The 12583-nt window shown below is 59.0% G+C and carries 6 protein-coding genes; 1 reads left to right on the top strand and 5 read right to left on the bottom strand.

Annotated features, from left to right (window positions below):
• Window positions 1–105 precede the first annotated feature (105 nt).
• The 5 genes from ESZ00_RS11330 to ESZ00_RS11310 form a co-directional block, all read right to left on the bottom strand.
• A complete protein-coding gene (locus tag ESZ00_RS11330; protein ID WP_129208927.1) occupies window positions 106–2163 on the bottom strand; it encodes a beta-L-arabinofuranosidase domain-containing protein in 2058 nt (685 codons plus the stop codon).
• A gap of 80 nt (window positions 2164–2243) precedes the next feature.
• The gene (locus ESZ00_RS11325; protein ID WP_204520204.1) at window positions 2244–4790 is read right to left on the bottom strand and encodes a twin-arginine translocation signal domain-containing protein; all 2547 of its coding nucleotides are present in this window, start codon (window positions 4788–4790) and stop codon (window positions 2244–2246) included.
• A gap of 154 nt (window positions 4791–4944) precedes the next feature.
• On the bottom strand, window positions 4945–5589 hold the full coding sequence (locus ESZ00_RS11320) for a response regulator (RefSeq protein WP_129208358.1): 645 nt from the start codon (window positions 5587–5589) through the stop codon (window positions 4945–4947).
• The gene (locus ESZ00_RS11315) at window positions 5582–7795 is read right to left on the bottom strand and encodes a histidine kinase (protein WP_129208357.1); all 2214 of its coding nucleotides are present in this window, start codon (window positions 7793–7795) and stop codon (window positions 5582–5584) included. Before ESZ00_RS11315 ends, ESZ00_RS11320 begins: the two co-directional genes overlap by 8 nt.
• Window positions 7792–8739, bottom strand: coding sequence for a substrate-binding domain-containing protein (locus ESZ00_RS11310; RefSeq protein WP_164981477.1), 948 nt, complete (start codon window positions 8737–8739; stop codon window positions 7792–7794). Before ESZ00_RS11310 ends, ESZ00_RS11315 begins: the two co-directional genes overlap by 4 nt.
• A 409-nt stretch (window positions 8740–9148) precedes the next feature.
• Between ESZ00_RS11310 and ESZ00_RS11305 the strand changes: the two genes are divergently transcribed.
• On the top strand, window positions 9149–12529 hold the full coding sequence (locus ESZ00_RS11305) for a carboxypeptidase-like regulatory domain-containing protein (RefSeq protein WP_129208355.1): 3381 nt from the start codon (window positions 9149–9151) through the stop codon (window positions 12527–12529).
• The last annotated feature ends 54 nt before the right edge of the window (window positions 12530–12583 follow it).

Here is a 12583-nt window from a genome sequence, read left to right as displayed (position 1 = left end):
ACTTCATAACGCACGGTTACTGCCGTATGTGCGCCTTGCGATATGTATCCATATGAAGGATTCAATGGTCCTGAAGGCAAATCGCATTACACAGGATGATAAAAGCTAGCTCTTTAGGACCGGGAATGCAGTGATACGCAGTTTCGCGGCGGCATAGGGCACAAGCTCGATCTGCATTTGGGCCTCGTCGCTTGTTACCGGGCTCTGCGGCACTGGATCGGCCACGCCATCCACGGCTCGCCAGGAGGGGAGCTTGCGTGCAGCGGTGTGCAGCTTTACGCCCGGCGTTTTCATTGTGAATGGTGTTTGACCTATGGCTATCTCTTCTGTTGCGATCGTCTTCGTGTTGTTCTCGTCCACCGCCAGCGCGTAGTTCCACCCGGATGCAGGAAATACCTGCCAGTCCGATGACTTCTCGCCGTGTTCCTGCAGTTTTACCCAGTCTTCTGCGATGGGATAGGAGAAAAGCAACGGCCCGCGTGAGATCGATACTGACTGTTGGAACCCGCGTGTCACGCGCAGCGCAAGCGGTAGCCGTATTTCGACGAGATCATTGGGGCTCCATTGGCGATCGACCACTGCAAAGGTCCCTGCTTTCGGCGCAGGCTGCGACTGGCCATTGATCTTGATAGCCACGCCGCGTTCTGCCCACTCCGGAATTCGCAAGCGCAGGGGAAAATACACTTCTGCTGCAGGTTCCACGTGTATGCGCACTGTGTCGCGGAACGGATATTCGGTTTCTACCGCGATGCGTATCGCTGTATCGCGAACGGTCGTATGTACCTCGCACGGTGCGTATGCCACCGCTGCCAGACCGTCGTCTGCCGAGGCCATCCATAGGCTCGCCGCAAATTTCGGCCACCCCTGATGGAAGTTTGCTGTGCAGCAGCCGAAGTGTGGTGCCAGGCCATACAGGTTTGACTCCGGTCCATCCGTCGTCCACGGCTTGCTGTGCAGGCTTACCTCCACCTGGTTAGGCTCCTGATCGTACTGATGTGCCCACATGTCGTCAGTAAAGGCACCGGGAAGCGCATTGAAGGCGATGCGTTCAAGACGATCGCCGATCCAAGGCTCCCCGAGGATGGCCATGGACTCTTCGAGCGAAAACATCGTCTCGACCACAGTACAAAGTTCGCTGCCCTGCGATGGGTTTGGGCCGCCAAGATGCTCGTCGCAGGAGAACATGCCGTTCGGCAGGCCATGATACTTGTCGAGGGCATCGAGCATGACGCGCAGGGCGTGACGATCGCTTTCCTGGCCGGAGACTACCGACCACACCGGTCCGGCCTTCAGCGCCTGCCCGTTGTTAACGCCGTGCGTTGCCAGCGCTATGTCATTGAGGCCGTTGTTTTCGCTTAGCTTAATCACTTCTGGTGTGATGCGCTGGGTATAGCGGAAATCGGCGAAGTTTGCTTTCCAGTTGAAACCCTGCTGGTGCAGGAGATCGAGTAATGCAAGCAGCTTTGGATCACCTGTGCGGTTATAGAGCCAGATGACCGAGAGTGCATTGTCCTGCCAGCGAAACTTACCCCAATCGCGCAGCGGACGTGTCGGCAGCGTCTTGCGTTGATAGTCAAAATAGCTCGACATCAAGGGAATGACGCGGGTATCGCCGGTTGCCTCCTGATACTGTGTGAGAGCCTTCAGCATCACCATGCGCGGCCACCAGTCATCGTTATTTGCCGGACCGAACATGCCATTCGGGGAGGGGTGCGTCAGTGTCCATTCCATGAAATGCTGTGCCTTGGCCTTGAGCCGCACATCGTCGAGTTGCCAGGCAAGCGGGACTAGGCCATCGACGAAGTACGGTCCACGCTCCCAGGATTCTCCGTTGCCTCCGAGCCAGCCGCTGTCTGGTCCAACATCACCCCAGACTTCATCCAAATGACCGCTGAGGCCGTTGGCCTGTACTTCCATCTGCGCGCGCAGCCATCCCGCCGGCCGGATGGAGCAGAGCGGTAATCGATAGAACGCGTTCGATGCGAGCGGTGCGCGATTTTTCACCGCGGGTTGTGGATTCTTTGATACATCGATGGATGCCCAAGCCCATAGCGGGTACGTATGAAATGCAACAGCAGCTGCAGCAGTTACACCGGCGTGCTTTAAAAAGGTGCGGCGATCGAAAATCCGGCGGCTTGTGCACACCAGGCGGGGAGGAATCATAGACGCTCCAGCAAAAAGCTTGAAAACATGACAAGCAGGCCACAGGGCAAATATCTGTCGTGACCTCGTAAGTGAATAGGTTAAGTAATGTCGATCTCGAATCTTGTTTGTGAGGCGAAAAGCGGGTGCAGCAGTGTGATCGTATCCTGGTCCACGGTTCCAACCGTTGCGGTGCGAATCGCTTCGCCAGAACGTGGATGAATGTGCAGTACGATGTCTCCTGAGAAGCCTGTTTCTACCTCGAGCGTGATCGTCCAGTGGTGATCGTCCAGTGCGTGGGTGGTCCAACTTACTTGGCCGAAGCGCGTTGGGCAGTGCTGGACGGAGATAGTCTTGCCTGCAGTGAACCAGTCCTTCGGAGCAGCCTTTTGGAGGTGACAAACATCGGCATGTGTTTCTTCATAGCAGAGTAGCCAGCGGAGTCCAAGTGCAGGCTGTAATGTGCTGTTTACCACCGATGCCCAGCCGTAGCGATTGCCTTCGCCTGGAAAGCTGCCGGGGATAAAAGCGTCTTCCGGCGCATACCCTGAACCTGGGTCGCATGCATAGCAGAGCAGCGCGTAGAGGTTCAGCAGGAAGGGGCGATAGTCCTTCTGGCGGATCTTCACCGAGAGGCTGCCGTGATCCATGAAGTTTGAGGTGCGCGCCCACGCTCCGTCGGTGTGCAGCCCGATGATCTGGAGGCCGGCTATCTCACGATGCTTCAGATGGCCGAGATCGAGCGTCTCATCCCCCCAGTCGGCGGTGAACCAATCCTGCATAAAGCGATGGTTCTCGTAGCTGGAGAGGTCTTTGGGATCGCGGTGAATGTCATCCGGCGTGAAGGGGGTAATCCCCGCCTCTTTCATTGCGGTATTGCGCAAGGCCAGCGTGGCTTCCAATGAGCTCTGGATGAGCCCGCGCATTTCCTGCGCCAGCGCTGCGTACTTGTCTGCTGCGGCGCGCAGCGCGTCGTCATGTGCAGCCGCGCTCGCTGAGCGCAGACAGCGCGCGTGCTCGGTGAATCCGCGCCAGGTCCACACAGAGTTTTGGTAGTAGAGAGGATGCGAGGCAGGGAAGTCGTTGTGCGGATCACCAAGATCTGCTTCAGGCGAGCCGTAGATGAGTCCGCGGCGCCGGTCGCCAGCAGAATACGCTTGCTTACTGTATTCGTAGCGCGTGAGAACAAAGTCGATCATTCGCTCGAGCACCGGCAGACGCCTGCGCAGCGCATCGAGATCGTGGCCATAGTCCCACGAGCGTGCCGAGTTCGTAAGGAAGATGCCAATGTTCAGTGGCGCTTCTACCTGATCCTGCGTGTTGTAGAGAAAGTCGCCGTTCGGCAGTACATACTTATCAAGGTAATGATCGAAGTACGCATCGGCATCGGCGTTCAGATTCCACAGTTGCTGCACCCACACGAATTCGTAGTGTGCGACGGGGAAGAGTGCATGGCTGCGTTCGGGAATCTTGGTGTACGCGCCCTCGCCGATCTGGTAGGTGGGTTCGAGTCCGCGGTAGCTGCAGCGTGAGAGCGTAATGCCTCCGCGCGCCGCATTCAGAAGTGCCTCATCGGGGATCGAGATCGGCATCGCTGCATCGTATAGAGACGACCACCGGTTCCAGATCCCGGCCAGCTCGGAGTAGAACTCCTGTGGCCCGCAATTCCAATAGCGATCGACAAATAGCGTGCCGTCAATGTCTTTTTCGGAGCTGCGCTGTGTATCAGGCACCATTGAGCGTACACGGCCGATGGGTTTCGCATCTTCCCCCGGAGGCAGCAGCACCATCACCTCGTAACCGCAGCTGTACTCGGCATTCCACACGCCGATATTTGCCACCGGAAGGTAGCCTCCGAGCAGCGTCCGCTTACTGTAACCCTTGCGATATGCGTAGAGCTTGGGGTTGTCATCGGAGAGCAGCGCGGCAGGATCGAAATATGCGCCTACCTGGTCCGGCTCCCATGTGCCCTCGCCCTCAGGCTTGCCTGCGATCTCGCGCGAAATGCCATCGGCTTCAAGATAGAGGCAGCTCTTTGGGCCACCCTGCTCGTTGGCCACCAGGGTCCAGCCGATATATTCTTCGCCGAGCGCTGCGACATTCTCGAAGCACGGGTCTTCGTTCGAGTTCAGCAAGTATTCGCCAGTCACATCAGGTCCGGGTATGTAGCGCGGTGCGCGCTCGAGCTTCACACCATGCGGCGTATGGGTGGGTCGTGGACGGATCTTCGAGAGATCGCCGACGTACTTCGGAATCCACGCAATCGTGCCGCGCTCTTCGGTGACGTAAGCCAGCGCGCCGCGGTGCGTCACATGCTTTTCGAAGATCGCCGTTTCCACGCCATTCATGCCTGCGATTGTGAGCAGGCGCCATCCGTGGAATGCGTCGCCTGTTTTGATCGATGCCGATTCCGCGCCAAGCTTCACCGTGAGCGCATCGCCGGCGAGTCCGCTCACCGAGGGAACAGCGCGCAGAGTCTCTTCCTCTCCAGGCAGGTAGAGCGTCAGTTCATTCGCAATACGTCCCGGCGCATACTGTCCTTTACGCAGAGTCGTGCCTTGTTGTGCGAAGAGTGCATGGGCAGGCCCGAGCCCCTGGGCAGCTCCGGCAGCGGCAAGAATCTTGAGGAAGTCACGACGATCGAGCAAGAGGCGGTCTCTCCCGCAGTCGAAGTGTCGCCCGGCCCGTGCTCTGACGACTGACTGCTCCGTCAGTGTCGCCTGTCACTTCGATCGGGGTCCATAGTCCACCTGGGCTACATCGTTTCTAGCGCGACCAGCTGAGTGACTGCCGAAAGCGATCTTACGCCTCTTCGATCGAAATAAGTCCTCGCTGAATGGCGGTAGTCGCGGCCTCGGTGCGATCGGATACCTCGAGTTTTTCAATGATGCTGTTCACATGGTTCTTTACCGTGTTGTCGCTGATGCCGAGTACCTGGCCGATCTGCTTGTTGGTTAGCCCTTTGGAGAGCATCTTTAAGATTTCCAGTTCGCGTGCCGTGAGGTCTGTGCGCATCATCCGTTCGGCGAGTCTCGCCGCGATATCGCGCGGGATATAACGCTTGCCGGCGTGTACGCTCTTGATGGCCTCGATCATCTCCCTGAGCGAGGTGTCCTTGAGTAGGTAACCTTGCGCACCGGCCTGCACTGCGCGGTAGATGTCCTCATCGGTTTCAAAGCTGGTGAGCACGATGGTACGCGCACTGCGCCCGGCCTTTTTCATCTCGAGAATCGTCTCTACGCCGCTCATGCCCGGCATACGCAGGTCGAGCAATACTACGTCGCAGATAGTCTGTCCGAGCAGTGCTAGCGCGGCCTCGCCAGAGGAAGCGGAGGCAACAACTTCAAGATCGTCCTGCGTGCCGAGCATGCTGGTGAGGCCGGCACGCACTACGGGGTGATCGTCGACAATAAGAATACGGATCGGCTTTTGTTCCAGATCAGCCATGATGTAACTCCCTAAGATATCGCCATGCTGTCGCCGGCCATGCCAGCCATGAATTCTCAGGTGGCAGCGGCGCAGTCACCTGTACGTCCGTGCCCTGTATTGGGCCACTTGTCTTGCGATTGCGGATATTGAGCCGTGCCGCAATGCTGGCTGCACGTTTGCGCATGCCTAACAGGCCGAGGCCCTGCTCTTCGCCCTGTGCAAAGCCGATGCCGTCGTCGGCGATGAGCAGCCGCACCGTTTGCCGTGTGTACTCGATCTCGATACGGATGATGCCTGGATGGGCATGGCGCACGGCGTTGGCCAGAGCTTCCTGTCCGATGCGATAGAGCGCGTCAGCGACACGCAGCGGCAGCGCTCGTGGTTCACCCAGAGAGACTGCGTGGATCTGTACTGGACCACCTTCCACCAGGCGTTCGGCTGTGTGTGTGAGGGCAGTCAGCAGTCCCTCGGACTCAAGTTGTTGAGGCCTTAGCATGCGGATGCTGCGCCGAGCCTCGGCATGACTGTGGCGCACCAGTTCGCTTGCCTGGTCAAGTTGGCGGTGTACCTTCGCGAGGGTTTCAGGTGTTTGAGTGCGGATCGCTTCGAGCTGGAAACCGATGCCAGCTACGCTCTGTGCCAGGGTGTCATGCATCTCATAGGCCAACCGCTCACGTTCCTCAATGACCGCACGCAGGCGCATCCGGTCGATACGGTGATAGAGGAAGTTTGTGACCAGAGCCGCTAGCAGCAACCCTATACCGATCGCAACCAGGTGGCCCGTGCTCCACCATGGCGGCCCGGCAAGAATTTCGAGATCGTCGCTGGAGTGCACCAGTACGGCGAAAGGCGTGAGTGACTGCGTGTAAGCCGGGTCTACCACTGTGACTCCGCGCAGTAAGAGTGTGCTGCCGGGTTTTACGCGCTCATAAATCTCCCCCGCGCGGCCGCGGTTGAGGATGGCACGGAAGGACTGCTGGCCGGAATCGAGATCGAGAATAAGGGAATCATCAGGCCCGTAAGATTTTTTCTCGAGCGCGCCTGTGACCTCGACAAAAGTCGAATCGAAGGCTCCGGTGGCCGCTTGCGAAGCGGTAACCGAGACGGCTGGCATCGGAGTGCCCTCCCAGAGCACGCGCACCACCGCATCTTCGAGCCGCGAGCTGAAGGCGTCGGCATGCACCTCCCCGGTGACTTCGACCTCGTCCCCCACCTTGAGTGGCTGCGGTGTTTTGAGATGTACAGCCACACCGCCGGTCGCGTCCTCGACGAAGAGCGCGGGTGAATTCAGGATGACGATACCGCGCACGGTCGAGGTCACCGGTCGCGCCAGCGAAGCCAGGCGCAGGCTGCTGATCGGTTGCGTGTTCGGACTCGAGGGCAGTGCTGGCGGTTGGTCCTCTGCCGGTGGTGTGATCGAGCCGCCGGCATTTGACAGCTCGGTCAGCGAATGCTGCGGTGTGGCCGCTATCTGTGAACGGCCTTGTGAAAGCATCTCATCGAGATCACGGCGTGTCGCGGGTTTTATCGCCACGTTGCGCCAGATACCGCCAGAGGAATATGAGCGCAGCCCGGCACGGCCTGCAGGGAGGCAGCTCTCATCGGTAATGGAAATAATCGTGGGCGAGCCGGCATGAGCATCAGGGAGCAGCGGCGCCGCAGAAGCTACCAGCTGGCAGCCGTAGGCCAGCAGTTTCAGGTGATACCATCGCGATGCTACGACGCGCGTGCCGCGCGGCTTGAGAGGAAAGTTCACCTCCATCCAGCCGTAACCGGCTCGCCCCAGCGTCAGCGTATTGTCGAGCGTGCGCAGTCCTGCATAATAGCCGTTATAGGCATCCACGCCTTCCTCTTCATTGCTGGTGCGCACGATCAGTCCCGCATCGCCGCCCATGCCGAGCAGCATCACGTCGGCTTCTATCGAGTAGTTGCGCCAGTATTGCGATCCGGTTACCAGCTTTGCGCCGCGCTCGTCGGAGTCATTGTGGATGGCGCCCTGCGCAACCTCCCACGTGCCGCCATAAGCGGTCCACTCCCCGGTATGCAACTCCGCGAAGGCGTCATGGTATGGCAGACCACGCGTGGGGCTGCGCCAATAGATAAATATTCCGGCCAATATCGCGGCCAGCAGAACGGCGGAGACTCCGGTAATGAACCACACGCGTGATGCAGAATAGCTACTGCGCCTGCCTGCACGGCCTGCTCCGATGCCTGCCTCGCTCATGGTCCCACACTCCACTTCCAACGCATGCGTGCGGGCCGCCAGTCCATCGAGGTCAACTGAGTGACTTCGTCGGTATGTATATTCTCACGCGTTACCAGTACGGGTTCGACGTAAGTGACGGCGGGCTGGCTTATGCCGCGATGCTCGGCGAGCAGGAGCTGCACTGCTTCTGTTCCCATGCGTCGCGTGTTCTCGAAGATCATGCTATCGAGATTCGGGCTATCGAAGGTCAGTGAGTCAGGATCGAAGGCAATCACACGGATATGCTTCTCCGGAGATGCCGCGATGGCAGCCAGTGCACTGTGCATGGCGGTGGCCGTCATGGTCACGATCACGTCGATCTCCGGATGCTCCCTTAGCGTCTCTTCAGCCACCTGCTGTTCGTGAGGGAGATTGAAGGAGCCGCTCCGGTTTACGACTACGCGGATTTCTGGCGCGCTCTGGGCCAGATCGCCCTCGAAGAGGCGCGCCCGCTCCACAATGCCGGTGATATCTGGATTGATGCCCAGCACCGCAATCGAGCCTTTGCCGCCGAGCATCGCTGTGAGCCTCTGTGCGGCCATCCGTGCGCCCGTCTGCTCATCGTTCAGTACGTACCACAGGCCATTGCCCGCAGGCATTGCCAGCGGTGAGCCCAGTACAACTGTTGGCAGTCCGCGCGCAATCGCGCGTCGCACCGGCGTAATGAGTGCGAGCGCGTGATCGGGTGAGAGTACAAGTCCCTGGTAGGAGCGCGAGGCTACGCGATCCACCAGAGCGATCTGACCTTGAATATCATCTTCGCGTGTCGGTGCGTTCCAGTAGATATCCGCTCCCTGTGGGAGGGCTGTAGCCAGTGCGCCGCCGTGTTCAGGCTCCCACATCAGCACGCCCGAGGTGCGCGGAATGACAGCGATAACGACGGAAGGCTGTCGATGGCATGAGCCCAGGAGAGGAAGGAGCATGAGCAGCATCCACGCTGTGCGCTGCAGATCGAATCTCAACTTCGTCCTTGTACTCATCGTATGCCTGCGGCCTGGAGGGGAAGCCCGTTCGCACCCTCCCCACCATAGCAAAACTACTCCATCTGCGGCCGTCCCTAGTCCATTCGGACTAGAGAGGGCTGATCTAGGTGGCTCATGTCTATCGCTCATGGCCGCCGGTAGGCTCACTCGGGTTTCGCGATGAAGCGCCAGTCCGGCAGCAGAAGTGGGCTGCGCCTTCGCGGTTGCGACCTGCCTGCACACGTTGCAGATGCAGGTCTTTCAGGAGTGAGACAGCTTTTACGAGGTCCAGATGAAGCATTTGAGAAGTGTTCCACCGCAGAGCGAGTCACAGCGCAGCTTGTATTCCACCCCAGCATCCAGCCTGGTCATGAAATCTCTTCTTTCCGTTCTTGCTCTCCTGCTGCTCTTTTCTACCCGCACAGCGATGGCACAGTTCACTGCCGGTGTACAGGGCAGCGTGCAGGATACAAGCGGTGCTTCGATCCCGGCTGCGAAAGTCACCATCGTCAATGACGATACGAAGATCGCGCAGAGCACCACCAGCGATTCCGCCGGCGTCTTCCGCTTCGCCAGCCTCGGACCAGGCAACTATACCGTCTCCGCCGTGGTTAAGGGCTTCTCCAATGCCTCGACAGCCATCGTGCTTACCGCCGCCGAGACGCGCAACGTCGCACTCACACTCGCCATCGGCCAGGTAAACACCAGCGTTACTGTGACTACGCAGGCTCCGCTGCTCGATACGGCCGACAGCCGCAATCAGCAGACGCTCGATCAGACTGCGCTCGAGAACCTGCCTCTGGCCTCGCGCAATCCCACTGCGCTCATCACGCTCACGCCTGGTGTGACCGGCCTCGGAGCATCGACTGCCACCAACTTCAACCCTGAGAATTACGTTGACGCCAGCGCCAATGGCCGCGGCCAGAACGGCAACATGTACATCGTCGACGGCCTCGACGTGACGAGCAGCATTCGCCCGGGTGTCGTCAATCTCACGCCCAATGTTGATTCGCTGGCCGAGACCACGGTACAGACCAACACCTATACCGTCGACTACGGTCGCGCCAGCTCGCTCCAGACGGTCATGTCCACACGCTCAGGTGCTGATCAGTATCATGGATTTGCCAGCGAGTACTACACCTACCAAGGATTACAGGCGCGCGGTGAGTTCGGTGTACCCCAGCCGGAGAAGCTGGCGCCATATCACACCAACAACATGTCATTCGGCGCCGGCGGTCCGGTGATTCCCGGCAAGAAGTTCTTCTTCTTCGCCAGTTACGAGCCGTATCTTTCGCTCACCTCGAACGGCGCTTCGCTGCAGACCTATGAAGACCCGGCCTTCGTTGCCTTCGCGCAGAGCGTGCGTCCTAACAGCCCTGAGGTGCAGCTCTTTACGAAATACCCGGCCTCGAACGCTACCTTCCGCAACGTTTTTCAGACTGCGCAGCAGGCCTTTGGCCCGCAAGACACGGCAGCCAACACGGGCTGCGGTACGCCGAGCACCGATAACATCCCTTGCGGCACCGCCGTCTTCGATCAGGGGAACTTCAACTCTTCGAGCTACAACAACTCCAAGCAGTACAACATCCGTATCGATAAGTATTTCTCGAAAGACCGCGTCTACGGTCTCTTCTATCGCGACACGATCAACACCGGCGGTCCTTCGGTCCGTCCCGCTTTCAACGAGACCGATAACTACTACACCTTCTCGCTGCAGGGCAACGAGACACATACCTTCTCGCCGAATACGCTCAATGAGGCCTTCATGGGCTACAACCGCATCGAGGGCTTCGCGCCATCCTCGGGCCTCTTTACCGTGCCCATTGTCAGCGTTACCGGCCTCGGTGTTGGCTTTGGTGACGGCTTCGCGCTTGGCGACTATGTGCAGCACAGCTATCACTGGCGCGACGTGCTTACGCACATTCACGGCGCACACTCGATCAAGGCGGGCTACGAGGGCTGGCATGGGGATGACCTTGCCTACTTCGCTGGCGCCTATGGACAGCCGAGCCTGAGCTACACCAACATGATCAACTTGATCAATGATGATCCGTACAGCGAGTCGGGCCTCGCCTACGATCCGCTCACGGGTAAACCTGGTGTCCGCAACTACGGTTATCAGGAGACCACAGGCGGCGCCTTCGTTGAGGACACGTGGAAGGTTTCGCGCAAACTCACCATTAACTACGGCATCCGTTACGATAACTTCGGCAATCCGTATGTCGCGCTCAAGGGTACGGTGCTCGCGAACTTCCACCTGGGCGACGGAGCAACGTTTGCGCAGCAGGTAGCCAATGGCGTGATGACGCAACAGGATCACGTCTTTAAGAAAGACCTCAATTGGAATTTCGCACCACGCGGCGGTTTTGCCTTCGATCCATTCGCCAACGGTGAGTGGGTGGTCCGCGGCGGCTTCGGTCTCTATCACGACTACTTCACGCTCGGAAATGCGGAGAATGGCCTAGGTTCGAATCCGCCTGGACCCATCGTTCCCACCTTCTATAACAACGGTTCCACCGCTGCTCCCATCTTTGGCTACGGCACGCAGAACACCTTTCCCTTCGGCTTCCCCTATCCGGCTTTTCAGGGCGGTTCACTGGATGCCAAGGGCGGACTGGTCGGCTCGCAGATCAGCGTAGGCGGTGTCGACAGTTCGCTGAGCTCTCCTTTCACCCTGAACTGGTCGCTCGCCATCGAGCACCAGATCACGCGTGACATGACGGCGAGCATTGGCTATGTCGGCTCGCACTCCGGAGACCTTGTGACCGGTGGAGGCAATGAGGGCGCAACTTCCTATGGCAACGATGTGAACGCCTATGCTGGCGACCTCCTCGCGCACCCCAGCTTCGACTCCTCCGGCAATTTCACCGGCTCGGGCACCCAGACGCGTCTGAACACCAGCTTCGGCTCCATCAGCTATGCCTTCAACGGTGCTATCGCCAACTATCAGGCACTCATCGTCGCGGTAAAAGGACGTTTCGCTCGCCGCGGTTTCCTGACTGCGTCCTATACGCACGGCAAGGCCATGGATAACTGGCAGAACTATCCCGTGGCTTATCCTTACTCCCGCTTCTATGCGCCCTCGCCATGGGATGTGCCGAATCGCTTCTCGCTGGGAGTCAGCTATCTGCTGCCCGGCGATAAGCTCGGGAACAGCTTTGCCCGGCATGCCCTGGGTGGTTGGACGCTGGCTGGCACGACGGTGCTCCAGTCCGGCTATCCTTTCACCGTCTATACCGGGAATCCGCTCGCGCTCAGCACCACTGCGTCTGACGGCACTCCGCTCACCTCCGCCAACTACGCCAGCGAGCAAGCCGCCGGCAACCTGCGCTTCGCCGCCGGCAGTGGCGACTTTAACGCCGATGGCGATAACAACGACTACCCGAACGTGACGAATTACAAGCAGAAGCATGACCGCAAGGACTATCAGTCCGGCCACGGCCTCTTTCAGACCTGTCCCGGTGGAGCGCTACCCTGCGGTCAGTTCACTCTGCCGAACGTCGGTCAGGAGGGCGGCGAAACACCCAACCAGTTCCGTGATCCAGGTTATGCGGACACCGATTTCACACTCAAGAAGAGTACGCAGATATGGGAGGGCGTGAATCTCGAATTAAGGATCGACACCTTCAACATCTTCAATCGCGTCAATCTCAACGGCGTCGACACCAACCTTGCCGACGGAGGTTTCGGCCAGACATCATCCACGATGCCGCCGCGTAATATGTTGCTCGGTGCACGCCTGAATTTCTGATCGGGCAGGGGGAAGAACGTAGCACCCTATCTTTGGGCAGGCCCGCGTGCTCGA

The sequence above is a fragment of the Silvibacterium dinghuense genome, assembly GCF_004123295.1.
GTDB classification, from domain to species: Bacteria; Acidobacteriota; Terriglobia; order Terriglobales; family Acidobacteriaceae; genus Silvibacterium; species Silvibacterium dinghuense.
The sequence above is the reverse complement of the archived record's forward strand: the minus strand, read 5'-3'. Positions and strand labels throughout refer to the sequence as shown.

Bases quoted from the DNA above. Each gene is read 5' to 3' on its own strand.
- ESZ00_RS11330 (WP_129208927.1), bottom strand. From the start codon at position 2,163: ATGATTCCTCCCCGCCTGGTGTGCACAAGCCGCCGGATTTTCGATCGC.
- ESZ00_RS11320 (WP_129208358.1), bottom strand. From the start codon at position 5,589: ATGGCTGATCTGGAACAAAAGCCGATCCGTATTCTTATTGTCGACGAT.
- ESZ00_RS11315 (WP_129208357.1), bottom strand. From the start codon at position 7,795: ATGAGCGAGGCAGGCATCGGAGCAGGCCGTGCAGGCAGGCGCAGTAGC.
- ESZ00_RS11310 (WP_164981477.1), bottom strand. From the start codon at position 8,739: ATGCTCCTTCCTCTCCTGGGCTCATGCCATCGACAGCCTTCCGTCGTT.
- ESZ00_RS11305 (WP_129208355.1), top strand. From the start codon at position 9,149: ATGAAATCTCTTCTTTCCGTTCTTGCTCTCCTGCTGCTCTTTTCTACC.